At 66.8% G+C, this 25,659-nt stretch carries 14 protein-coding genes; 9 read left to right on the forward strand and 5 right to left on the reverse strand.

Annotated elements, in window-relative coordinates; genetic code table 11:
- Positions 1-573: 573 nt before the first annotated feature.
- Both HUA76_RS36655 and HUA76_RS36660 read left to right on the forward strand, forming a co-directional pair.
- Positions 574-2,667 carry a methyl-accepting chemotaxis protein gene (locus HUA76_RS36655; protein WP_254614716.1) on the forward strand — a complete coding sequence of 698 codons (2,094 nt, stop codon included), beginning with the start codon at positions 574-576 and terminating at the stop codon, positions 2,665-2,667.
- Positions 2,668-2,796: 129 nt separating this feature from the next.
- Positions 2,797-3,678, forward strand: coding sequence for an NAD(P)-dependent oxidoreductase (locus HUA76_RS36660; RefSeq protein WP_174463483.1), 882 nt, complete (start codon positions 2,797-2,799; stop codon positions 3,676-3,678).
- Positions 3,679-3,702: 24 nt separating this feature from the next.
- On the opposite strand, the gene HUA76_RS36665 is transcribed toward HUA76_RS36660, so the two are convergent.
- From HUA76_RS36665 to HUA76_RS36685, 5 genes are all read right to left on the reverse strand, one after another.
- Positions 3,703-5,241 carry a gliding motility protein gene (locus HUA76_RS36665; RefSeq protein ID WP_174463484.1) on the reverse strand — a complete coding sequence of 513 codons (1,539 nt, stop codon included), beginning with the start codon at positions 5,239-5,241 and terminating at the stop codon, positions 3,703-3,705.
- Positions 5,242-5,396: 155 nt separating this feature from the next.
- Positions 5,397-6,401 carry a hypothetical protein gene (locus HUA76_RS36670; protein ID WP_174463485.1) on the reverse strand — a complete coding sequence of 335 codons (1,005 nt, stop codon included), beginning with the start codon at positions 6,399-6,401 and terminating at the stop codon, positions 5,397-5,399.
- 46 nt (positions 6,402-6,447) lie between these two features.
- Complete coding sequence (locus HUA76_RS36675; RefSeq protein ID WP_174455788.1) at positions 6,448-8,880, reverse strand: aminotransferase class V-fold PLP-dependent enzyme; 2,433 nt, start codon at positions 8,878-8,880, stop codon at positions 6,448-6,450.
- Positions 8,881-9,244: 364 nt separating this feature from the next.
- Entirely contained in the window at positions 9,245-11,677 is a 2,433-nt protein-coding gene (locus HUA76_RS36680; RefSeq protein ID WP_174455787.1) for an aminotransferase class V-fold PLP-dependent enzyme, read from the reverse strand.
- Positions 11,678-12,168: 491 nt separating this feature from the next.
- On the reverse strand, positions 12,169-13,134 hold the full coding sequence (locus HUA76_RS36685; protein WP_174455785.1) for a hypothetical protein: 966 nt from the start codon (positions 13,132-13,134) through the stop codon (positions 12,169-12,171).
- A gap of 409 nt (positions 13,135-13,543) precedes the next feature.
- Here HUA76_RS36685 and HUA76_RS36690 point away from each other — a divergent pair, with 409 nt between their 5' ends.
- The 7 genes from HUA76_RS36690 to HUA76_RS36720 all read left to right on the forward strand — a co-directional run bounded on the left by HUA76_RS36690 (position 13,544) and on the right by HUA76_RS36720 (position 25,606).
- Complete coding sequence (locus tag HUA76_RS36690; RefSeq protein WP_174463486.1) at positions 13,544-14,191, forward strand: hypothetical protein; 648 nt, start codon at positions 13,544-13,546, stop codon at positions 14,189-14,191.
- A gap of 20 nt (positions 14,192-14,211) precedes the next feature.
- Positions 14,212-16,614, forward strand: coding sequence for a hypothetical protein (locus HUA76_RS36695; RefSeq protein WP_174463487.1), 2,403 nt, complete (start codon positions 14,212-14,214; stop codon positions 16,612-16,614).
- Between the two features lie 88 nt (positions 16,615-16,702).
- A complete protein-coding gene (locus HUA76_RS36700; protein ID WP_174463488.1) occupies positions 16,703-18,682 on the forward strand; it encodes a hypothetical protein in 1,980 nt (659 codons plus the stop codon).
- Positions 18,683-18,825: 143 nt separating this feature from the next.
- On the forward strand, positions 18,826-19,440 hold the full coding sequence (locus HUA76_RS36705; RefSeq protein ID WP_174455782.1) for a hypothetical protein: 615 nt from the start codon (positions 18,826-18,828) through the stop codon (positions 19,438-19,440).
- Positions 19,441-19,692: 252 nt separating this feature from the next.
- Positions 19,693-21,951, forward strand: a complete 2,259-nt coding sequence (locus HUA76_RS36710) for a hypothetical protein (protein ID WP_174463489.1) — start codon at positions 19,693-19,695, stop codon at positions 21,949-21,951.
- 389 nt (positions 21,952-22,340) lie between these two features.
- Positions 22,341-23,231: an EamA family transporter gene (locus HUA76_RS36715; protein ID WP_174455780.1), complete on the forward strand. Its 891-nt coding sequence runs from the start codon at positions 22,341-22,343 to the stop codon at positions 23,229-23,231.
- Between the two features lie 95 nt (positions 23,232-23,326).
- Positions 23,327-25,606 (forward strand): carboxypeptidase-like regulatory domain-containing protein, encoded by a 2,280-nt coding sequence (locus HUA76_RS36720; RefSeq protein ID WP_174463490.1) that lies wholly within the window; start codon positions 23,327-23,329, stop codon positions 25,604-25,606.
- Positions 25,607-25,659 lie beyond the last annotated feature (53 nt).

Below are 25,659 nucleotides of genomic sequence, written 5' to 3' on the forward strand. Positions count from 1 at the left end.
GGAGCACCAGGGCGGGCGGGGAGGGGCGGCGCGCGAAGGGAGGCCGAATCCGTCAGGAGCGGTGCGGCAGAAACCGAGAATTCGCCGGGTGGCTTGGAATCCCAGCCAGATGTTTCACGCCGGGGGGAAGGCTCGTGGGGGGATGTCGCTCGCTCGGTCACGGCCTCGCGGAAGAGCAACGAGGGTGCCAGTGCGAAACAACGGATTCACCGCGCGGTTGTCTGGATTTGAAGCCATCTGAAACGGTCCGCTGTCACGGTTGTCCGAGGGCTGGATCCAGTTTCTGGAATCCGGACAGCGGGCGTCGTGAGCTGGGGCGCGGGCGCGGAAAGCGGAAGTCTGGGATTGCTGATTCATGGCGCTGTCGGCACTGCATCGCGTCGTCACGCGGAGTGGATGCGTGCTCGGAGGCAGCGCTGGTGATGCACGCGTGTGGAGCAGGCGGGCGGGGTGAGAGAGACCCGTTTGCGGACGTGTCGTCGACACATGAGCATCGGTGCCTTCATGGCCCGGTCTCATGTCTCGCAGCGCTCGTCATCGATGTTTCATGTCTCGCCGCGAGGGCTTCCTTTCATGAAGGGGCGTTTTGGTGGGAGGTGGCTGTCGAGCCTGGCGCGTGTGCTGCTCGTGTTGGCGGTGTGGGGCTCCGACGTCCAGGCGCAGGTGCGCGAGGGCGGGGTGGACGACCTGCGGGAGGGCTGGCTCTACCGCTGGGGAGACTCACCGCTGGGGCCGGAGGGTGTGCCCGTCTGGGCGCGCGAAACCGATACGAGCGCGTGGCGACCCATGCAGGCGCTGGGGACGCCACCGGGGCGGGGGAAACACACGCTCCTGTGGGTGAGCATTCCCATCCCGGAGGGTGGGTGGGGTGAGCCCGCGCTGCTGCTGGGCTCCGTGTCCAACGCCTTCGAGGTCTACGTTGGGGGCCGGCGCGTCTACTCGAGCGGGACGGTGAACCCGTCGGGCACCGAGGTGAGGCAGGGCATTCTGGGGAAGCTGATTCCCCTGCCGTCCTCGGTCCAGGGCTCGCGGATGCTGCTCCGCATCCAGAGCAGCACTCCGGCCATCGGCGTGACTTTGCGGGCGCAAGTGGGCTCCCACCCGGCGCTGATGGCGCAGGTGCTGCGGCAGGGCCAGGCGTCCCTCTTGACGGGGGTGCTGCTGGTGGTCGTCGCGCTGGTCGCCCTGGGCATGGCGTTGATGGGCGGGCAGCGGCGCGTGCTGCTGTCGCTCGCCGTCTTCGCCGGAAGCTCGGGCGTGTTGCTGGCGGGCATGAGCGGTGTGCTGCCCCTGGCCTGGGACGTGGACCGGGTGATGGGGCAGGTCACCTTCACGGCGGCGTACTGTGTGCTGCCGGGACTGGGCTGGTTCATCCTGGATGGCATCCTGGAGGGCCGGCTGCGCTGGTTCCGGGGGCCGGTGTGGTGCCTGACCGTGCTCGCGGCCCTCAATACCGCGGTGGTGCTGGTGGACCTGGGCGTCGCGAGCTGGCTGTTCCAGTTGGTGATGCTCTACTCCATCCCCTGCCTGCTGGCGTATGTCATTGTCGCGGTCGTCGCCGCGTATCGCGGCAATGTCGATGCACGCATCTTCGGCGTCGGCCTGGGCGTGCTCGCCGCCATTCTCGTGCTCGGTATGCTGCCGCTGCTGGGCTGGGTGAAGCTGGAGGGCTCGTTCGTCCACTGGGGCTTCCTGGCGCTCACCGCGTCGCTGGTGGGAATCGTCGCGCGGCGCTCCCTGCGGGTGGTGCGCTCGCTGGAATCGCATACGCGCCAGTTGGAGGCCCGGCGCCTGGACGTACAGCTGCTCGCCAGGGACATGGGACGCGGCGCCGGAGAGCTGGCGTCGGTGGTGCAGCAGCTGCGCACGTCCAGTGAGGCGCAGACGGTGGGAATCGACCGGCAGGCCACGGCGCTCAAGGAGCTGGACCAGACGGTGCAGGAAATCCGTCAGGGCTCGCTCGTCACGTCGGAGAAGACGCGAGCGCTGACCCAATCCATCGTGGTCGCGGAGGAGGCGGGCCGCGAGGGCGGTGCGGCCATCGAGAAGACGCTGACGAACCTGGAGGCCATTCGTCTGGAGGTGTCGGGGATGGCCGCGCGCATGCTCGCGCTGGATTCGCGGACCCGGGAGATTTCCGGCATCGTCGACACCGTCAAGGGACTGGCGGACCAGTCCAACATGCTGGCGGTCAACGCGGCGATTGAAGCGGCGCGCAGCGGGGAGCATGGCAAGGGGTTCGCCGTGGTGTCGCGGGAGGTGCGCAGCCTGGCGGACCAGTCCGTTGTCGCCACCCAGCGCATTCGCGAGGTGCTCGAGGGCGTGAGCACCAGCATGCGCGAGGCCGCGAAGCTCAGCGAGCAGGGCGAGCAGCGGGTGAGGGTGGGCCTGGATGCGGTGCGCGTGTCGGGCACGCAGCTTCAGAAGCTCGCGGGCATCATCGGCGACACCAGCGGCAGCGTGCGGCAGATCTCCGCGGCGGTGTCGCAGCAGGAGGCGGGCACGTCCCAGATTGCCGTGGCCATCCAGGACCTCTCCCAGGAGATGCAGCAGACGCTTCGCGTCGTGGAGGAGACGCGCAACGTGGCGCGCTCGGTGCAAACGCTGGCGGAGCGGATGACGAACTCGGCGGCGAGCACCCTCCAGTCAGGCTCGCTGGCGGACTGAGGCCCGCACGGACGGCGCTCCCCGGAGGCGGACAAAAACATCCAGGGTCGATTCCTCCCGAAGCTGTGGTCTCATCTTCAGGCCCCGATTCCGGGCGCGGCATTCGAGCGCAGCATCAGGAGACTGAAGATGACATCCGGCCGTTCGTCGAAGATCGCGGTGATTGGCAGCGGGCTCATGGGAAGTGCACTCGCGCGGGCCTTCGCGGCGGTGGGGCACGAGGTCGCGGTCTGGAACAGGACGCCGAGCAAGGCCCAGGCCGTGGGCGGTGGCACCCTCGCGTTCGAGGAGCTGCGCGAGGCCATCACGGGGCGCGACCTCGTGGTCGTCTCGTTGTCGAACTACGCCGCCTTCTCGGAGGTGTTCTCCTCGAAGGACGTGGTGGCGGCGCTCGCCGGGACGACGCTCGTCCAGCTCACCAGTGGCTCGCCCGCGGACGCACGGAACGCACTGGAGTGGGCGACGGCCCACGGGGTGGACTACCTGGATGCGGCCATCCTCGCCTATCCCGCCTTCGTGGCCACCGACTACGCCACGGTCTTCTACGCCGGGTCGCGCGCCGTCTTCGACCGGCACCTCGGGACGCTCCAGGCGGTGGCGAAGAACTCCGTCTACGTCGACGAGAAGATTGGCTCCGCGGCGACGCTCGACTGCGCGATTCTCGAGGCCTACTACGGAGGCACCCTGGCGGTCCTCCACGCGGCGGCGATGTGCAAGGCCGAGGGACTCGACCCGAAGGCATTCTTCGCCCAGAAGAACTCCTTCCTGGGGTTGATCTCCGTCACCGCCGATGCCGCGCAGGACATGGTCGCGCGCGACGACTTCACGGGTGAGCAGTGCAGCCTCAACACCCATGTCGCGGCCATCGAGCACATCGTCCGGCTGAGCCAGGACGCACGCATCAGCACGCGCTTCCCCAGGGAGTTGCTCGAGAACTACCGGCGGGCCGTCGGCGCGGGGCTGGGCGCCCAGGAGCTGCCCGCCGTGTTCCGCACCCTGGGAAAGGACTGAACGCGGCTTGAGCGCGGCGACGCGCTAGAAGTCGCGAATCGAATCCAGCACCGAGACCAGCGCCTCTCGATTCAGGGGCTCGGCGGATACCCCGCCCTGGGACCGGAGCTTCTCGTCCACCGCGTCGAAGATGCCCATCAGCGCGACGTAGATGTGCTCACGCTCCTCGGTGTAGATGAAGGTCTTGCGAGCATCCATCTTGTTGAAGCCCTCGGTATAGGTCGTGACGATGGGCGTCAGCGCGGAGACCAGGGCAGCGGCGCGGGTCTCCTCGGACGCGGCCTTGAGCGCGGCCGACCGGGCCTGTCGATACAGCGTCGCGGCCTTCTTGGCCTGGGTCGGGCTGATGGTGTCGGCCCCGTCCCAGATGCGGAACGGGTTGTCCAGGTTCTCCGCCAGCCATTCGGACTTGCGCGGCTGACGCACGGACAGGTCCAGGCCCTCGCGAGCCGCGGCCTTGTATGCCTTCTTCACCTCGGCGGCGAGTTCGGCGGGAATGCTCGTCAGCCAGAGCATCCCCAGATGCGGGAAGCGCTCCGGACCGGGGAACTCGTCGGGCGTGATTCCAAACATGTCGCTCAACGTCAGCATGCGCAGTTCGGGGAGCGCCGCCAGCGCGGAGGTGTTCCTCAGGTAGCCAGGGGCCCCCCAGATGCGCAGCTCCGTCAGCTTCGGAAAGCGCCTCACGACGCCGGAGACATCCACCTCCTGTGCGGCGTGCACATGCAGGCTGTCCAGTGCGTCCAGTCCGGACCAGGCCATGGCCGGGTTGTTCACGGACAGCGTCAGCCATCGGCCATCGGCTTCCGCGTGAATCTTCAACTCCGGGCTGGCCTGCCCCATCAGGGACAGGTGCTCCAGTCCTTCGTTGAGGTGGAGCTCGTGGACGCCCGTCACCTCCAGGGTGAGTCGCGTCAGATTGGCGCCACGCAGGTCGACGACGCGCTCCCCGTGGGCCCGCACGTCCGACTCATAGACGAACGGGCGGCGGCGGATGAAGTCGAACAGCCCAGGGATGGGGGCGTCGGCGTTGACGGACGTCAGGATGGGCAGCACCTCGAACACCGCGAGATTGGGGGCGGCGGCGAGCCTGTCCGTGTCGAGCCGCTGCGTCGAGCGGAGCACCTCGCGGTCGCCCAGCTTGAGCACCACGCTCTTGTCGCGGTTGGCGTCCATCTGCTTGAAGAGGTCGCGCTCGGCCTGGGGGATGGCTTCCCAGCGCCGCTGACTGTAGGTGGCGCTGCCGGAGGGCCAGCCGCTGTAGCTCTTGACGTCCTCGACGACGAGGGGCGGCCGGTGACCCACGAGCGTGTAGCCACGAGGAACCTCGGCGGACACCCAGACGTGGACGCGGTGGTCCTTCCAGAAGAAGAAGTTGAAGTTGGCGGGCGCCATGGCCGCCACGGCCGCGGCGTCGGGGAGGGCGGGGCCCACCCAGTCCAAGGCCAGCACGGCGGCCAGCTCGCTCTTCCCCTCCGCCTTCAGGGCGGTCACCTGGACGGCGGTGTAGGCGTCCAGCCGAGGGTTGTAGACGGCGAGAATGTCTCCGGGCGTGGGCTTCATGTTCGGGCGGATCCGTAGGTCGAGTGGGAAACGGACTCAGTCTAGGTCACGGCCCACGTGTCTCCCTCGCGGTTTGGAGGCGCGACGCGCACGATGTGGCGACCAACGCGCCCATCTGGCGCTGAGTGCACGGAATGCCTGAATCTGGAGGGCCGCTACGCCCACTCGATGCGCAAGCGCTTGCTGCCCGCCGAGTCCAGAAGCGCGAGCGCCCCGCCTTCGGTCAGGGCCCGCTTCACGGCCTTCCAGGAGGCCTCGGTGAGCAGCCAGGCAAAGCCGTCCTCCACCAGCTGGCTCGCGTCCTTTTCCTGCTCCGGGACGACCACGAGGAAGTTTCCGCAGAGCCGCTCGGCGTTGTTCTGCCCGGGGGGAGTGATGGCTTGAGGTTCGCGCTGGCCCGGCGCCCAGACGAAGTACGCATCCGCGGTTGGGTCGAGTCCCGTGAGCAGCGCGAAGGGCATGTTCGCCGGAAGCTCCGCGAACAACTGCTGGAGGAGCGCCTCGGCGCCCGGAACGAGGCGCAGGACGATGTCGCTCCCCATCTGGAGGACCCGTGCCTCCTTGAGGCGGGCACTCGCGATGTTCGACAACATGCTCGCCTGGAGCATCTCCGCATGCGGCAGCTCGGGCCGCTCGGGGTCGAACCAGGTGGGGCAGGGGAAGTGTGAGCACATCCGGCCCAGCGAGGACATCACCCGCGTCGCCCCGAAGCGCTCGACCAGCACCAACTCCCCCTCCGTGACGGGAACGGCGGCGAGTGCGTTTGCCGGAACGGACACCTCCGGCAGGGGCTCCGCCGGGACGTAGAGCAGATGCCGGCCAGGGAAGAGACTCCTCTGTCCGAACTGGGTGTGACCGCCCGTGTCCACGGTGCGCCCCTGCTCGGCGAACTGGTTGATCGTGGCGAAGAACGAGAACAGCTTGGATGAAAAGGCCTCATCCGCCATCCCCGCAGGCAGCGTGAACACCAGCTCCTTCTGCCCCTTGGCGGCGAGTCCGTCCGACACGTACGACACGCAGTCCACGGGCCCCTTCGACGTCGGGCGGGCGTGCCGGGTGACAGACACCGTGAGCCCGGGTGCCACCTCGACCCGCTGTGCCAGGGCCGGCGAACGACTGGCTCCCGACACGCGCCCCATCAACTCATTCCACCAAGCCATGCCCTGCCTCGTCGAACCCTCGTGACAGGCCGGAGCGTACCTCTGTTCACGAAGCGGCGGCCAGATAGTCCTGCAGCCTCGAGGTCTCGGTGTTCATCAAGGACTTCGCGAACAGATAGAAGCGATAGGCGTCGCGGAAGTTCGAGCCGAGGCCGAACGAGACGCGAACCGCTCCGCAGAGCCCCTTGTTGAGAATCTCATCGTCGAAAGTCCTGCAATCGAAGATCTTCTTCGTCTTGTCGAGTTCGCAGTGCTCCGCGCCAGCGGTGGTGTAGGTGGCATGCTGTACCGCGCCCAGATTGCAGAAACAGCCATTGCGAAGCGTGATGCCGAAGGACTCGGCGGCTCTCTTGACCTGCGAATGCGGGAAGACCGAGTTGTAGCAGTCGAACAGGTTCAACATGACCGTCGCGCCCTTGTCTTCCGAGGCGGGGCCATAGATCCGGCAGAGCGGACCCTTGGCTTTGATCTCGTGCTGCAACGGCTGCAGCTGCGTTTCGAGCCATCGAGCCAGCGCCTTCGCGCGACCGCCGATGTTGTGGACTCCGAGCCTGGAGATGAATTCGAAGCCATAGGCGATGGCGTGGAAGGATGCATAGTTGGGCGTGCCGATTTCGAACTGCCTCCCCTGGTCGTGGTGCAACAGCCGGTCCGTGGGAGACCACGGCCCGGAGTAGTAACACACCGCGCCCCCGGCGAAGGATGGCGGGGTCAGCTTGCGCAGGGAGTCTCTCTTCGCGATGAGACAGCCGGACCCGGTTGGATAGCCAAATATCTTGTAGAGGGATACGGGGACGAAGTCCGGTTGATAGGTCTCGAAATCGAACGCCGACAGGGGGACGAACGCCGCCGCGTCGCACAGGACCATCGCTCCGCGCTCTTGCGCGAACTTGATCCATTTCAGGTCATGCTTCACACCTGTCGCGTTGGACTGCGCGGGGAACGCGAAAAGGTGGGCGTGGTTCCTGTCGAGCTTCTCGAGCGAGCGCCGCAGTGAGCTCTCGACGAGCAGCAGCTCCTTGTTCAGGGGGATGTACCTGACAGCGGCGCCCCTGGCCTTGGCGAACTCCCGGATGCCGTGGATGGAGGTGTGGTTGTCCTTGGCGAGCAGGAACTCCGAGCCGCTCTCGAAGGGGAACGACTCCGCGACCAGCCGGATGGCCCCGCTGGCGTTCGGGGTGAAGATGATCTCGTACTCCTCCGGCGAGCAGCGGAAGAACCGGTAGATCTCCGAGCGGGCCTTCTCGTACGCCGCTTCGGTGGCCTTCGAGCCGGTGTGCGGATTGCCGAGAATCGTATTCCTCAGGACCTGATGGTCACGATCAATGAGGCTCTCTGGGGCGATGGCACCGCCCACATGATCCAGATAGGTCTCCGATTGTGCATCCAGGCGTGAGAATTCCTCGCGCCTCAGGGCCTCCACCTCGTCGTCGGGATACTCCGGATGCGCGGCCAGGAAGGCCGACTTCATGGTCTGGTATTCCCGCAGGGCGTGCGCGTCGGCGCGGGAGAGCAGCCGTTTCTCTCGACTCTCGACGAGCTCCGGCGCCATCGCACGGAACGAGTTCAGTCCATTGAAGTCAGGCAGGGCGCTGACGGCAACGGTCTGCTTGCTGGCCTCGTCGACCGCGCCGCGCAGGAGCCAGGCCTTGACCTCGTAGTTCTGGGTCGGGACACGCGTGCGAAGCTCCCTGAGAATCGTATCGAGATACGCCTCCCGGGTAGGGGTGTCGCACTGGTTGAACTCCTCCAGCAAGATGCAGGTATTGAAGATGAACTCTCTTGTGTCCTCCTCGCCCAGGAAGAACGACAAGGGACATGACGTCGCGACCTCGGCGACGCCTCTGGCGAGCCCCTCCAGGGAGAACGCGCTCGTGATCGCCGTATGGTCGGTCAGGCTGAGCGCCCTGTCCAGGACGGCCGACGGAGTTCCAAAGAGCTTCTGCGACTGTTCCCGGGTCAGTCCAAACAGCTCATTGTAGTGGAAGACCGTGCCGTAGATCTTCCCTCCCGGACGAAGGACTCGCTTGAACTCTCGCGCGACCTTGGTCTTGTCGGGTGGGAACATCAGGCCAAAACCACAGACGATGATGTCGAAGCTGTCGTTGCTGAAGGGCAGGTCCGCCATGTCGACGTCGGCATGGAAATCGACGTCCCGCTTGAGCTCGTCGCCCACCACCGTCTTGCACACGTCGATGGCAATCTTGGAGAGGTCCGTTGCAACCAATTTCAGATTGAGCGGCCTGGCCAGATCTTCGTAGAGATGCGTGGTGATTCGGCCCGTCCCACAGGCGACCTCGAGGATGTTCGTGATGGGGGCTTCCGGTCGGATGTCCTTGCGGATTTCCCGTACGAGGAGTTCGCCATAGGGTTTGAAGAGCTTGGGCCCCAACACGCGCTCATAGAACTCCATGAACGTGCTCAGGGTCCACTTGCGCTCAGACACCGTCTTGCAAGACTGCTTCGCAGTGCTGTTCATGTGCGGGCTTTCTGTGAGTGGGGGTCTGTGTCGGGGCCGTTTGTGACTCTTTGCGATGAATGCCTGGGCCGATGCGCGCCCCGATGCCAGGGTGACTCGTGCGCTTGCCTGGGATGGTTACACGCCAGGGTTGTTGATCATTTCAGAAATGGCAAGCGAATCCGCGAATGTCAGGCGGTGCGGGCCGGGTGCGGGCTGTTTGTGCTGCCATTGCGGGCTGCTTGCCTTTGCGCTGCGGGCTGGACGCCCATGAGGCGCGCTGACAGGCCGGTTGCTGCTCGAGGTCGGCCGCTCCCAGGGCGTGGCGGCGTATGGCCACCCCTGGCGGGCCCGTTCGACGGTTGCTATGGGGATGCTCTTCTGCTCACGAAGCGGCGGCCAGATGGTCTTCCAGCCGCGAGGTCTCGGTGTTCATCAAGGACTTCGCGAACAGATAGAAACGATAGGCGTCGCGGAAGTTCGAGCCGAGGCCGAACGAAACGCGAACGGCTCCGCAGAGCCCCTTGGTGAGGACCTCCTCATCAAAGGTCTTGCAGTCGAGGATCTTCCGCTTCTTGTCGAGTTCGCAGTGTTCCGAGCCCGCGGTCGAGTAGGTGGCGTGCTGTACCGCGCCCAGGTTGCAGAAACAGCCATTGCGCAGGGTGATGCCAAAGGACTCGGCGGCTCTCTTGACCTGGGCGTGCGGGAAGACCGCGTTGTAGCAGTCGAACACGTTCATCATGACCGTCGCGCCCTTGTCTTCCGGCGCGGGGCCATAGACTCGACAGAGGGGGCCCTTGGCCTTGATTTCATGCCGCAGTGACTGCAACTGCGTTTCGAGCCATCGAGCCAGCGCGTTCGCTCGACCGCCGATGTGGTCGACTCCGAGTCTGGAGATGAATTCGAAGCCATAGGCGATGGCATGGAAGGATGCGTAGTTGGGCGTACCGATTTCGAACTGCCTCCCCTGGTCATGGTGCAACATCCTGTCCGTGGTAGACCACGGCCCGGAGTAGTAACACACCGCTCCACCGGCGAAGGACGGCGGGGTCAGCTTGCGCAAGGAGTCTCTCTTCGCGATGAGACAGCCTGCCCCGGTCGGATAGCCAAATATCTTGTAGAGGGAGACCGGGACGAAGTCCGGTTGATAGGTCTCGAAATCGAACGCCGACAGGGGGACGAACGCCGCCGCGTCACACAGGACCATCGCTCCGCGCTCTTGAGCGCGCTTGATCCATTTCAGGTCATGCTTCGCGCCCGTGGCGTTGGACTGCGCGGGGAACGCGAAAAGGTGGGCGTGGTTCCTGTCGAGCTTCTCGAGCATGCGCTCCAGCGAACTCTCGAGGAGCAGCAGCTCCTTGTTCAGGGGGACGTACTTGACAGACGCGCCCTTGGACCTGGCGAATTCCCGGATGCCGTGGATGGAGGTGTGGTTGTCCTTGGCGAGCAGGAGCTCCGAGCCGCTCTCGAAGGGGAACGACTCCGCGACCAGCCTGATGGCGCCGCTGGCGTTCGGAGTGAAGATGATCTCGTACTCCTCCGGCGAGCAGCGGAAGAACCGATAGATCTCCGAACGGGCCTTCTCGTGGGCCTCCTCGGTGGCCTTCGAGCCGGTGTGGGGATTGCCGAGGATTGTATTCTTCAGGACCTGGTAGTCATGCTCGATGAGGCTCTCTGGAGCGATGCCACCGCCCACATGATCCAGATAGGTCACCCGTTGTGCATCCAGGCGAGAGAACTCCTCGCGTCTCAGGGCTTCCACTTCGTCGTCGGGATACTCCGGATGCTCGGCGAGGAAGGCTGACTTCATTGCCTGGTATCGGCGCAGGGCAGGTGCATCGGAAAGCGGAAGCAACCGATCATCTCGACTCTCGACGAGTTCCGGCGCCATCGTACGGAACGCGCTGAGTTCACCGAAGTCGGGCAGGGCGCTGACAGCAACGGTCTGCTTGCTGGCCTCGTCAACCGCACCGCGCAGGAGCCAGGCATTGACCGCATAGTTCTGGCTGGGAACATGCGCACGAAGCTCTCCGAGAATCGTATCGAGATACGCCTCCCGGGTGAGGGTGTCGCACTGGTTGAACTCCTCCAGCAAGACGCAGGTATTGAAGAGGAATTCTCTCGTGTCCTGCTCGTCCAGATGGAAGGTCAGGGGACACGACGTCACGACCTCCGCGACGCCCCTGGCGAGCCCCTCCATGGAGAACGCGCTCGTGATCGCCGAATGATCGCTCAGGCTGAGCGCTCCATCCAGGATGGCCGAGGGAGCGCCAAAGAGCTTCTGCGTCTGCTCCAGCGTCAGGCCAAACAGCTCATTGTAATGGAAGACCGTGCCGTAGATCTTCCCTCCCGGACGAAGGACTCGCTTGAACTCTCGCGCGACCTTGCTCTTGTCGGGTGGGAACATCAGGCCAAAGCCACAGACGATGATGTCGAAGCTGTCGTTGCTGAAAGGCAGGTCCGCCATGTCGACGTCGGCATGGAACTCGACGTCCCGATTGAGGTCGTCGCCCACCACCGTCTTGCACACCTCGATGGCGATCTTGGAGAGGTCCGTTGCAACCAGTTTCAGGTTCAGCGGCCTGGCCAGCTCTTCGTAGAGATGCGTCGTGATTCGGCCCGTCCCACAAGCGACCTCGAGGATGCTCGTGACGGGAGCTTCCGGCCGGATGTCCTTGCGGATTTCACGGACGAGGAGCTCGCCGTAGGGCTTGAAGAGCTTGGGCCCCAAGACGCGTTCATAGAACTCCATGAAAGTGCTCAGGGTCCATTTGCGGTCCGACACCGTCTTGCAGGACTGCTTCGCCGTGCTGTTCATTCGAGAGCCTTCAGTGGGCAGGGGTGTGCGCGCTGAGACTCTATCTCATGACTTTTTCGCGGTAACCGGCAGTCTCTCGGAGCCAGTATCCGGTCTGTGTCGGCCGTGGAGGCGTGAGGGTGATAACGGGGACTTGGAGACCGTCAGGGCAGAGGTGACGCAGCAAGACCCGTCAGATTGGCAGACTGCGTCAGCGGACTGCGTCAGCGGACCGGGCGCAAGACGCCGTGGCGACGATGCGCCTTACTCCGCTTCCGTGAACACGTACTCATGCTGCGCATCGCGGAGCACCAGCGACTTCTTGCTGTCCTTGTTCGCGACGACGAACTCATAGCCGTCCTCACCCGGCGAGCTGCTTACGAGCGTGACCGTGCCGTCATCACCGCGCCGCGAAGCGACCTCGCTCTTCCAGTCGCCAAAGTCGAACAGGTGGCCGCGCCCCTGCGTACCACCTGGATGTCGCCCAACTCCACGCTGCGATAGCGCGCGGGTCAGGGGGCCTGGATGAAGCCGGCAGGTGGCCCCATGAACGCGTTGCCAACACGGATGTTGTCAATCAAGACGTAGCTGTTCGCGGTGATGGCATTGTTGGGGCGGTCACCGAAATAGGCCAGGATGCGGCTGTAGTCGAGTGGCTGCGCAACGACATTCAGGTTGCCGCAGTTCCAGCCCTCGGTGGTGACCCCACCATCGCAGAAGCCGATGCGGTGTTGGAGGCGCCCGTCTCGAGACCAGATGTAGAGCGTGTTGAGCCCTCCGATGACGACCTCGAACTCCACATAGAGCCATTGCTCCAGGAACTGCTCCATCTGGAAGGAGTGCCTGGTCGTCGGAGTGGAGGGGGCCCAATGTGAACTGAATTCGTCGGCGCAGATTCCGGCGGCGTTGTTGCACGCGCGAAAGCCGCGGTAGGCGTACTGGCCGGACGCCGTTTCGAGGGCCCCCTCGGTCACCATCGGGCGGATGTTCCTGCCGCCGTTGGAGACGTCGTCGTAGACCAGAACGTGCTTGTGGCCCGCGCCGCGCATCGTCGCCGGCCAATCGAGACCGTAATAAACCATGTAGCCGACGTTCGCGCGCAGGCCGTTCTGGTGGTTGAGCAGGATTCCGGTATCACCTTGGGCCACATAGCCTGGCCGCACGTCGAAGCGGGCACAGCCCCCGCTGTAACAGTTCACGGTCGCGTGGGTGCGCCTGAGAATCTGCGCGCGGGGATTGAGACTCTCCTCGAAGATGAGGTCCGTGTAGTTGTCGACGTCGAACTTCTCGACGAAGCCAAACGGCATCTCGGTGTTCGGTGTGCGCTGGGGCGCCGCGGCCAGGTCCCAGTTCGTCAGGGGAGGCACCACGCCTTGCCCGCCGGCCATGGCTGGTGTCAGCGAAGCCGCCATGACCACAGACAGGGCGGTCATCGCGAGGGCGGGCTTGATGACGAGTCGATGGAAAGGAGAGTCCATGGGTTGCTCCTGGTCCAACGGAGGTTCCCGGCCCTGTCTTAGGGTCGGGTTTAATCGTGTAACTCAAGATTAAACTGCGTGGCCATGAGGTGTCAAAGACGGGGCGCGGGCGTGGAAGGGGGCCCTTGTGGGTCCATCGAACCGCTGAGCCAGGCCTGACGTCTGCCTGGACGTGCTCGTGGGGACTGTAGGCGCCGGGTCGTGGATGACAGTGCGTCCCGGGTGCGGCCCCACCGAGGGTGGGAATTGACATCCATGTCTTGAGTCGAGAGCTTGTCTGGTTGAAAAATTGAAAGACTTTTATTGAGTGATAAGAGCATCGCCGCTGGAACTCGCGTCGCGAGCCTCCCGGTGAAGTGTCTGCCTGTCCGTCGCGGGCAGGGTCCCCTCTCTTCACATCTCCCTCTCTATGCACACTCAAGCATCCTTCCGGGTGCTGTCTCCACTCTGGAGACAGACCCTGGTCGTCGTGTCTGTCGTTCTCTCCCTGGTGGGCTGCCAGCGTGAAGACAGCCTTCCAGCTCCCTCCGCCGAGGATGGCTCGGCGCGCTTCGCCATCTCAGTGCAACAAGCCGTGACAGCGGAGGACGTCCAGCGTGTCGAGGTCATCCTGGATGCCGCCGACATCCCCGCGACGAGCGTCCAGTTGGTGGAGGACACCACGGTGTGGACGGGGCTGATGAGTGTCATTCGCGCCGGCTCCGAGCGGCGCTTCCGGGCCTCCGCCTATGACGCCCAGGACAAGCTCATCTTCCGGGGCGAGGCCACGGGGGTCACCATCACCGCCAACCAGACGGTGCAGGTGAACATCCTGCTCCAGCAGGTGGACCCGTCGCCCGAGTTCTCCAACGCGGGCCCCATCATCACCTCACTCGTCGTGTCGCGCTCCTCGGTGGAGGTGGGCGGCTTCGTCGACCTCCTGGCGACGGCGCGGGATCCCAACCCTGGTGACGTCCTCTCGTACGCGCGTGGACCGCCACTGCGGGCACCTTCGACAACGCGGCCAGCCGGCGGGCCCGGTGGACGGCGCCCGCGACGGAAGGGATTGTCACGCTGACGCTCACCGTCTCCGACCAGTTGGGTGCATCCACCTCTGTCAGCTTCGTCATCCAGGTGGATGGGACGGGCGTGGGCACCGCGGAGGTCATCGTCCGATTCAACGCCTGGCCAGAGGTGGTCTCACTGACGGGCGCCCCCACGCAGGTCGTCCCCGGGCAGGCCATCGTCGTCAGCGCCCAGGGAACGGACAATGACGATTCCGCCACGTCGCTCGCGTATTCGTGGAGCGCGTCGTGCGAGGGCACCTGGACCGATGCCGGCTCACGCAATGCTCGCTTCACGCCCACGTCGGTGCCGGCGAATGCCACGTGCGACAACTGCCAGTTGACGGTGCGGGTGTCGGATGGCAGGGGCGGCGAGGGCTTCGGTCGGCTCGGAGTCTGCGTCGGCCCGCCAGTGGCCCCCAATGTCGCGCCCCGGATTACCAGCGCCTTCCAGACCTCGCGCAACGCGTCGGCCGGCAGCGTGCTTCGCTTCAGCGTTCGTGCCGTGGACCCCGAGGGCTCCGCGCTGACCTTCGCCTGGGAGACGAACACGGGCGCGCTCGGTGCTCCGACCAGCGGCGGTGACGCCAGTGAGGTCCTCTGGACGGCGCCCGCCTGCGTGGACGCGCAGGTGGCTTCGGTGGTGACGGTGCGCGTCGCCGACGCGGAGGGGTTGGAGACGCTCCAGTCCTTCCCGTTGACGTGGCGCGGGCTCGCGTGCCCCACGGCCATGGTGTTCCGCACCCAGCCCACCGACGTCCTGGCGACCGCGCCCATCTCCCCCGACATCCAGGTCGAGCTGCTCGACAGCCTGGGTCGCAACGTCCCGGTGTCGTCCGGTGTGGTGACGCTGTCCATCGGTGACAACCCGGGCGGAGGCGTCCTTTCGGGCACCGCGTCGGCCACGCTGGTGGCGGGCGTCGCGACCTTCACGGGGCTCTCCATCGACGCGTCGGACGTGGGCTACACGCTGGTGGCCTCCTCGGCGGGACTTCCGTCGGTGAGCAGCGTGGCCTTCACGGTGCATCCCCTCGTCATCCAGGGCAGCCGGCTGGATGACCACCTCACCACGGGCAATGTCCTGGTGCAGCGGAGCCTCGACCTGAGCGCGACGACCATCTCCGCCCTCGTGGAACGGCAGGATGGTGGCTTCGCCACGTACCCGGGGACGGGCACGGCGGCGGGGACGTTCTCCATCTCCGGCGTGCCGCGCGGCGCGTACTACCTGCGCATCGGCTCGGACTACATCGTGACGTCGTCGCGCTCACTGGACCTGGGCACGTCGGTCCAGGGGCGCCCGGACGCGGTGGTGCCAGCCAACACGACGTACCTCGCCGTCGACCTCCAGGGGCTCGCGACCTGGCAGGCCGAGGACTACCTGGAGGTCTTCTCCGCGAGCGTGGGGCTGTGGGGGCAGGGCGTGCAGTTGCTCCATCAGGCCGGCACCGCGCCCACCGCTGGCGCCGTCCGCTGGACGCAGACGCTGCGCTACCGAGGCATCCCGGGCTCGCGGCTGCTGGAGTCGGCGCGGGGTGACAGCCTGACGTTCCACCAGCTCTCCACCAAGACTCCGGGCGGCACCGAGGCGGGCGAGACGCTCACCTACAGCGCGGCCACCCGGGCCTTCACCACCACGGCCACCGTCGCGAACGCCACCACCACCTCCGTGGCGGGGACGATGGCGGCGCTGCCCCAGGACCAGGGCCTCCTCGTCGACTGGCGTGCCACCACCTTCGAGGGCTTGCGGACGGCGGTCCATCCCGCGGCCCAGGTGGACTCGCACGCGCTCTACGTGTCCGCCTTCCCGGATGGGACGCGTGGCACCTACGCGGCCGCGCCGGACCTGATGACGTTCTACCCGCCGGTGGGGGGAGGGGACCGGGCGCTGTCCTTTTCCTACGGCAATCCCTTCCCGGGCTTCGCGCAGGCGGGGCAGGTGAGCACGGAGTTCACCGTGGCCTTCGCACTGCCGCTGCCGGGCGGAGGCACGGCGGAGCCGATGTACTTCCGTCCTTCCGTGACGTACGCGGACGCGCTGCCGGCCTTCGGCTCCGCGCCGCTGACTCCGCGCCTGAGTCCCGTGCGGACGCCGACCCTCAACGGGCAGGATGCGTTCGGCACCCTGTCCGGCGTGGGGCTCACGCCCCGGCTCGCGTGGAGCGCGCCCTCGGTGGGCGACGCCACGCACTACCGGGTCCGCATCTTCGAAATCTACGTGGACAGCGAGGGCAGCACCGTCCAGGGCCCCCAGGCAGGCCGGCTCTACACGAGCGCGACGCAGCTCACGGTGCCTCCGGGCGTCCTGGAGGCAGGGAAGCGGTACTTCGCCCTCGTCGAGGCGCGCTCGAGCGGCAACCTGGACTTCCAGAACCGTCCCTTCCGCTCCGCGTGGCCCGAGGCCAGCGCGATGCTCGTGACGGGTGTCTTCGCGCCCTGAGCCTGTCCCGCGTTCCCCCGCGAGGCCGGATGTCGGCGCCTCGCGGGTGGACCGCATCCTTTCTTCCTCCTTTCCCTTGCGAGCCCCCATGCGTCCTCAGTCCTCAGGCAGCGTGTTGCTCAGAACCGCCGTGGTGTGTGTGTTCTCCTTCTTCCTGGCGCGGTGCGCCTCCGACCCGCCGGACGAGGCCTGCGATGCGGGCTGTCAGGCGGGCGAGGTCTGTCAGGATGGCAGTTGCATCGACGAAGCCTGTCAGGGCGTCTCCTGTCCCGAGGGACAGGCTTGCGCGGATGGTGCGTGTGTCGACGTCGTGCCGACCGGAACGGTGGAGGCCCTCGCGGGGCCGAAGCGTGACAACGGCGAGATGTGCATCTCCGGCATGGATTGTCTCAGTGGCCTGTGTGCCGACGGCGTCTGCTGCAACAAGGCCTGCGGTGGCGCGTGTGATGCCTGCGACCTGCCGGGGTTGGAGGGTGTGTGCACCGTGCGCTCCGCTGGTGCGGCGTGTGACGACGGCAACGCCTGTACCCTCGCGGAGACGTGCAACGGACAGAGCGCCAGTGGTTGCGTGGGAACCGCGCTGACCTGCAACAGCCCGCCGAGCCCGTGCCATGTTTCCGCGGGCACCTGCTCGGGGGGGACGTGCTCCTACTCGCTCCGGCCGGTGGGCGCGGCGTGTCCGGAGGACGGCAACCCGTGTACGGCGGATGCGTGTGATGCCGTGGGCGCGTGTCTGCACCCTCCTGTGGCGGCGGGCACGTCCTGCGGCGCGGGGAGCGTGTGCGGCGGAGCGGCGCAGTGTGTGGCCGGCTGCTGGATTGATGGCGCGCTCCATGCGCCCGGTGCCACGAACCCCTCGGGAGCCTGCCAGGTGTGCGAGCCAGGCCTGTCCTCGACGGAGTGGAGCTTCAAGTCGGCGGGGACGCTGTGCCGGGGCGCGGCGGGCGTCTGCGACGCGGCGGAGACCTGCACGGGCAGCAGTGCGCAGTGCCCGGGCGACAACGCGGTGGCCAACGGCACCACCTGTGGCACCGCGCAGAGCGGTGGCTGGAGCACGTGCGGCGGCTTCTCCGGGGAGTGTGGCGAGTCCGGCTCGCGCTCGCGCGACGTGACGACCTACGCCTGCTCCAGCGGGCAGTGCCAGGCTTCGACGGCGACCCAGAGCGAGGGCTGTGCGCGGACCACGAGCGGGAACTCCTGTGGCCCTGGCAGCGGCACCGGGAACTGGGGCGCTTGTGGAGGCTTCTCCGGTACCTGCGGGGAGAGTGGGAGCCAGTCCCGGAGCGTGACGAACTACGCGTGCTCGAGCGGGAGCTGCCAGGGCTCCTCGTCCACCGAGTCCCGGGGCTGCTCCCGTGACACGGATGGCCTCTCGTGCGGTTCGGGAGGCGCGAGCGGCTGGAGCAGCTGCTCCTTCAGCAGCACCTGCGCCCAATCAGGGACACAGCAGCGCACCGTCTCCAGCCATGTGTGCTCGGGCGGGGCATGCGGCAGTGACTCCTACGTGGAGTCGCGGTCCTGCGGCCGCGTCACCGAGGGGAGCTGGTGTGGCCCCGAGTACAGCAGCTACGTCTGGAGCGACTGCGCGGGCTTCAGCGACGTGTGTGACAGCGGAGGGACGCAGTCGATGCAGTTCATGCGCGAGAAGTGCCAGTCCGAGCAGTGCTCGCCCACGTACTACTCCAACAGCCGGGCCTGCAGCCGGAGCACCAATGGCACGTCCTGCGGAGGCTCGAGTGTCGGCGGTTGGAGCGAGTGCGCGGGGTTCGACAACGACTGCGATCCGACTGGCACGCAGTCGCGCTCCGTCTCGAGCGCCGTCTGCTCCAATGACTCCTGCCAGTCGGCGAACACCACCGAGACGCAGTCCTGCTGGCGGAACACCCCCGCGTTCCATCACCTCTGCAATGGGGTGTGCATCAACATCTACAACGACAACATGAACTGCGGCGGTTGTGGCGTGCAGTGCGACGTGCCCACCTACCAGTGCGCGGGGCTCTCCTGCGAGCGGGTGTGCGGCGACGTGTGGTGTCTCAGCTCCCAGCCGCTCCCCCCGAAGCCGATGTGAACGATGGGCGTGGGCACCCTTCGCATGGAGGGAGGGGTGCCCCGTTCCAAGGACAGGTGGGGCGCGTTCACCATTGCTCTCCGCGACGCGGTCTACGACGCTGGCCACCGAGCGGCCCGAGCGGGGCCCGCACGGAGGCCTCGATGACACGCGGTGGTTGGGTGGCGCTGATGTTGTGCTGCGGTGCGGTCTCGGTGGAGGCCGCCGAGCCGGAGGTCGCCGACTGTGACTTCCGGTGGGAGTGCCAGGTCGGAGCGCACGTGTTCTCGGTGGCCTTCGACTCCGCCTCGGGCGAGTGCACCGAGGACGACATGACGGCCGTCGTGGAGACCTCGGGAGGGAAGACCGGGCTGCCGCTGGAGAAGGCCTGGTACGGCTCCATCGCGAACGTCGCGGATGGGAAGTCCGTCTGCCGGCTGGCTGGAGCGAAAGGGTCCGTCGGCGGTGGCGTCTCCGCCTTCGCGGTGGATGACCGCCGCGCGCTGGTGTTCTTCACCCGCGACGACCGTCCCGGGTACGAATGGGTGGGCGTGGCGCTCATCGACGCGGCGACGGGGAAGGTGCTCGACGTGAAGCAGCGACTCGGTCAGTCGAAGGAGCGCGTTGTCGCCATCCTGAAGACGCCGCGTGGCTTCAAGCTCCAGTTGATTCGGGAGCACCTGAAGGGCGTGCAGTGCGACTGCTCCGCCGCCTTCGCGGACGACTGGATGGCCGTCGACGTGGTCAACGGCCGGATCCACGCGCGCTGGAAGCGATGAGGCACGGGCCCGCGGCGGGGTGAGGGCGTCCTCGCGGCCAGGGGGCAAGTCGGTCGCAAGGGCTTCGGAGAACGAGCGCGGCGGACATGCGAGCCGGATGCAGGCCCGGCTCCCCGAGCCACCCAGGCCGCGCTCGAAGTGGTTCAGCCGGTTCGCAACGACCAGTCCTCGCGGCTTCCTCCGTAGTGAGAGTGGGTGACGCTCACTTGATTCGTCCGCCCTTGCTGCGTCCCTCCTGAGGAAGTGGTTCCCATGTCTCGAAACAGACGTCTCGGCGGCAGCGTGCTGCTGGCCGCCGCATTGTTCTCCACCCCGGGCCTCGCTGATGATGAGGTGACGAACGTGCTCGCCTTGGACCGGTATCCGGTCCCCGCGGTCCGGGAGAGCAAATACCGCAATCGCATCGCCACGGAGCTGGGAGGTGGCGGCTGGCAGACCTTCGTGGGGGACCTGCACAATCACCCCCGCGGCCATGACGCCATGGATGGCGGGTCGCTCAGCTTCACGCCCCAGATCATCCGAAGCGAGGTGCTGCTGTCCGCCTTCCGCCACGGCTATGACTTCTTCGGCACCAGCAACCACACCACGTCGTGGAAGTCCTACGACGACGATGACCCCATCTCCCAGCTGAGCCCCGTGCTGGATGCGAACGGGCAATCCGAGCTGCTCGTCCTCAGGGGCAGGGAGTCTCATGTGGGCCCGGATGATGGGACGGGCTCAAGCCATGACCACCACTTCAACAGCTTCAACCGCAATCTGCATGTCAACTCCTCCAACATCGGGAACATGCACGACGAGATCGTCGACAACTACTCGGCGGACCCGCTGTTGAGCACCCACATCCAGCTGAACCATCCGAACGACGACGTGTATTTCACGCTCCCCACGGCGCCGGACCGACGCCAGAAGGTGAGAGATGCCGTCGAACTCGCCGAGTACAACGGGCTCCCCAAGTATTTCGAGCTGCTGCGGCGCGGCTTCCGCGTCGCCCCCGTCTCCAATACCGACGCGCACTCCACCACCCGCGAGCAGTTGGGGGGCGCTTTCATGGAACAGCACCCGAACGGCACCTGGGTGCGCCGCTACATCGACGAGCCCGGCGTGCCCCGCGAGAAGACCCATGGCCACGACACGGCCCAGGGCCGCGCCGGTGTCGTCCTGCCTCCCGGCACGCCGTTCAACTACGACAACTTCCTCATCGCGCTGCGCAACCGCTCGGTGTTCCGCACGGCCCTGCCGCCTGCCTCCGGCTTCTTCATGGTCAACGGCCGTCCCATGGGCTCCGAGTTCGCGCTCAGCCCCACCGAGCGGCGGCTCGACTTCACCGTGTGGGGGACGACCAAGGATGGCACCGGTGGCGGCAACAACTGGACGACGCTCCAGGTCTGGAGCCCCTTCCAGCCCAACGCACCCATCAAGGAAATCCCGTACACCGACATAGGACTCATCGACCTGAAGGAGGTCTTCTCGCTGACGCCCTACGAGTCCATCTACGTCGTCACGCTCAGGCAGCAATGGGAGAACGCCGAAGTCGTGATGGCGCCCATCTGGGTCACCAACCCCGTCAGCAAGCCCGTCCTCTCCTTGCCGGATTCAGTGGTCACCCGGTCATCCCAGTACCCGTACTTCACCGTCAGCGGCGGAGGTGACACCCTGCTCCTCCAGCGCTCGACGCCCCAGGCTCCCCAGACCTGGCAGACGGTCGGGACCATCACCAGCAATCACATCTATTATCCCATCGACCACCACATCCAGCCGCGCGTCTCCCACTGGCGCGTGGTGGACGCCTACCAGCAGACCGTGGTCTCCAATACGACGACGCTGACCGTCACGGATTTGATTGATGTGACCGCCTCCTCGGGGACCTCCCTGACCCTGGATGGCGATGACATCCACGTCCACTGGTCCCACCCGGCGCCGCAGCTCGTCGACTACTACCTGTCGCAGGACAGCGGCCTGACGTGGACCAAGGTTGGAGAGGAGAGCGCTGCCTTCACGGATCGGCACTGGACCTTCGACACGGCGGGACTGGGCGGCTCGACGCTGATGCTGAAGGTCGTGAACCGGCTCGACGTGAGTTACCAGGGCTTCTCCGGCCCCGTCACCGTCTCCAATCAGATTCGAGTGGGCGCTGGCAACGCCACCGTCAATCCCATGGCGGCCTACACCGTCGCGGACAGGAACAAGAGTTCGTGCTGGTGGAGCAGCAATGGGAACTCGCAGTCGGTGTACGTCTACATGGAGCGCGAGTACCTCATCAAGCGGATGGAGATCGACTTCGGGCAGTGGAACCCCACGGGCTGGGCGATGGCTGTCGGCCTGAACGGGAGCACCTGGAGCACGAGTGACAGTGGGTCCATGTCCTATGGCCCCAATCAGACGGTCGTCGCGGACTACAGCCAGCGTCCCGGCGGAGGGCTGATTTCGAAACACGTGCGGCTCTACGTGTCCGGCACGTTCCCTGGAGTGAGCAGCTACTCCCAGGTGTGTGAGATCCGCCTCTACCACTAGCAGGCGGGCAGGGGAGGGCGCGCGACGGGAGCGTGCCCTCCTGTGCCGCCGAGGCTCGCGGGGCCGGGCAATTCCCACCCGCGACAGTCCGGGCGCGGTAGGATGGGGTTCGCCGTGGTCGGGCGTAAGGAGCGATACCGTGCCCAAGGGTCAAGAGAAGGCGAAGAAGGACAACAAGCCGAAGCTGTCGACGAAGGAGAAGCAGAAGAAGAAGAAGGAGAAGGCCGACAAGAAGAAGTAACCCGGACGGCTTTCCAGAATCGCGCGCGCGCCTGGCTGCACCCGCTGCAAGCGGACGGGTGGCGCGCGATTCTGGAGCACCGGCGGCTTCGACTCCGCCGGAGGTGAGCGATGACCTGCCCTGGTGCGCTTGTGCGACAGTGCGCGGCATGTCTCGACTCCGTGGGCTGACCAGCCCCCGCACCAGCGCCGTGCTCCTGTTGCTGGTCGCGATGAGCTGCATCCAGGTGGGGGCCTCGCTCGCCAAGCGGTTGATTCCCGTCGTCGGCGCACAAGGGACGACGGCGCTCCGGCTCGTGTTCGCCAGCCTGATTCTGCTGGCCATCTGGCGTCCCTGGCGCAAGCGCCTCACCCGCGCGGAGCTGCGCTCCGTCCTCGTGTATGGCGCCTCGCTCGGGGTGATGAACCTGACCTTCTACCTGGCGCTGGAGCGGATCCCCCTGGGCATCGCCGTCGCCATCGAGTTCACCGGGCCCCTCGCGGTGGCGCTCCTGTCGACTCGGAAGGCCGTCGATTTCATCTGGGCGCTGTTGGCCGTGGCGGGCGTGGTGATGATCCTGCCACTGGCGGGGACCGGGAAGGCGCTCGACTGGGTGGGGGTCGGCTGGGCGCTGGTGGCGGGCACGTGCTGGGCGCTCTACATCGTGTTCGGCCAGAAGGCGGGCGCCTCCGTGCACGGCGGGACGGCCGCGTCACTGGGCATGCTCACCGCGGCCCTGCTCGTCGTTCCCTTTGGCGTGGCGCAGGCGGGCACCTCGTTGCTGGACGTGTCGCTGCTGCCCGCGGTGCTGGGCATCGCCGTGCTGTCGAGCGCGCTGCCCTATTCACTGGAGATGATGGCGCTCAAGGAGCTGCCCACGCGGACCTTTGGCATCCTGATGAGTCTGGAGCCCGCGCTCGGGGCGCTCGCGGGGCTGCTGTTCCTGGACGAGCGGCTCTCGTGGGTGCAGGCCCTGGCCGTCGGCTTCATCGTCCTGGCGTCGGTGGGCAGTGCCCTCTCGTCGAAGCGGACCCCGTCGACGCCGGAAGCGGTGGCCTGAAGGTCAGTGCCTGGGGGCGGGGTGGATGGGCAGACACCGCGCCCGTGCACGAGAGGGCGTTGGATGCTGCTAGCGTGACGTCGACGGGAGGCCTCATGAAAAGCACGTCCGTGGTGGCAATCGCCCTGGGTGTCGTCGTGCTGGGATTCGCCGTGACGCGGTTCTCCCTCGGCACCCCTGAGACCCCGATGGCCGCGCCCACGGTTGACGAGGCTTCCGCCCAGCAGTCGCTGGGTGGGGCGCCCGACGCCGGGCGGACCGGGGCCCAGGCGGGGGAGGTGCCTGCCGAGGGCACGACGCCGGACTCCCAGCGCGCGCCAGCCGTCCTCATGGAGGGACTGGTCACCGACGTGGACGGGCATCCCCTGGCGGAGGCCACCGTGGCGGCCATGACGCCGCCTCGGCTGAGCAAGGACAAGGCGCGTCCTTCCGGTGAGGTGCAAGCCAAGGGGGAGGTCCAAAGGTTCGGAGACTACGAGTCCACGAGGTTCGAAACGCGGACCGACGCGGCGGGGCGCTTCGTGCTCGAGCTGCCCGAAGCGGGCCCCTATATCCTCGTCGCCTACGGGGAGGACTTCGTCGTCACGCGCCTGGAGCGTGTGGAGGCTCCGGTCCAGGACCTTCGACTGGTGCTGCACGCCGGTGGGCACGTGGAGGGCACCGTGGTGAGCGCCCGGGGTGAGCCGCTCCCGGAGGTGGCGCTCACCCTGTTCGCCGAGGGAAAGAAGGACCGAACCACCGAGTGCGTGAGCGACGAAGAAGGACGCTTCGTCATGCGCATCGTGGAGCCGGGTCGCTACACGCTTCGGGCGGTCTTCAACACGGGGGCGCCTCATCGCGCCTCGCGCGTCGTCGAGGTGCGCCCCGGGGAACAGTCGACGGTGGTCTTCCGGATGGACACCGGAAAGTCGGTATCCGGTGTCGTCGTGGACGAGGCGGGCAGGCCCCTGGCTGGCGCTCAGGTGAAGGCCCACTCGCAGCGGGAGAACCATGCCCAGCTGTATGAGCAGGAGCACGGCATCCGACTGGAGGACGCATCCTCGCTCACGGACGAGGCGGGCCGCTTCACCGTCCATCACCTGCTGCGAGGCGACAGCAACCTGACCGTCGAGAAGCCGGGCTACGTGTTGCGCGTGGCGAAGCGCGGGGAGGATGACGCCTTCGACCCGCTCCCCGAGCACCAGGTCGCCGCGGGCTCGACGAACGTGAGGCTGGTGCTGCGCTATCTGGGGAGCATCCGCGGAAAGCTCCGGCGCTCGGACGGCACGCCCATTGACCGCTTCACCGTCAACGAAGAGTCCTTTCAGAGCGAGGACGGCGCCTTCCGGCGCCCCATCCAGCAACCCGGTGTGGCGTGGCTGACGCTCGAGGCCCCGGGGCACACGCGCATCATCCGCGAGGTCCGGGTGGAGCGCGGCCAGGACGTGGACCTGGGCACGCTGGTCCTCGAAGCAGGGCGGTGGGTGCGCGGGCGGGTGGTGGACGCGACGACCTCCGCCCCCGTCGAAAACGCCCAGGTGGTCGTCCGGCGCTCACCGTCCTCCCAGGTCGATGAGTCCTCGTCGGCGCAGGCTCCCGAGCTGGCGAGCGCGAAAACGGACCCCTCGGGCGCCTTCGAGTTCGGGCCGATGGAGGCGGGTCCCCTGGCCATGGAAGTCTCCCACTCCGGCTACCTGCCGCTTCAACAGTCGGTGGGTTCGGGCGAGGAGACGCTGGAGGTGGTGCTCTCGCCGGGCGCGCGGTTGGAGGGCACCGTGAAGGACCGCGAGGGACAGCCCGCGAAGGTGACACTGCGGTTGAGCGCCCTGGGGGGCCAGAAGCTCCATCGCTCCGGCATCGTGGACGTCAGCGAAGGGTCCTTCTCCATGGGAGGACTGGAGCCCGGGGAGTACGCCATCTCCCTCAGTTCCAGGTACGACTTCATGGGGAACCCCTGGTCGGAGACCCAGTCGGGCCGGTACATCCCGCGCCGGGTGACGCTGGCCCCCAACGAGCGGAGAGTGCTCCAACTTCAGGAGCGAGAAGGCCACTCCACGCTGCGGCTGCGTGTGCCCCGTGTCACGGGCACTCCCCCCGAGGATGTCGCCCTCCACCAGGCGGTGCTCGTCCCGGGGACGTTGTCGCCGATCCGCAGCTACGGTCGCGTGGAACGAATCAAGCTCGAGCTGGGGGTGCTCGGCCCGGCGGGAGTGACCTCCCCGGAGGTCGTGTACGACGCGCTCCCCTCGGGCCGCTACACGTTCCTGCTCGTGGGGCGCAACGTCAAGGGTGGCCCCTACCTGCTGCACGCCGAGGAGCTGGTGGTCCCCGAGGTGGGTGTCCTGACGAAGGACCTCCAGCCCGTCTGGAAGCCCATCGAACACATCATCCTGTGAGCACCGCGACCCGGCCATCGCCACGGGCAGGCCGGGTCGCGGACGCGTTGGAC

Source organism: Myxococcus sp. CA056, from assembly GCF_013336715.1.
GTDB lineage: Bacteria > Myxococcota > Myxococcia > Myxococcales > Myxococcaceae > Myxococcus > Myxococcus llanfairpwllgwyngyllgogerychwyrndrobwllllantysiliogogogochensis.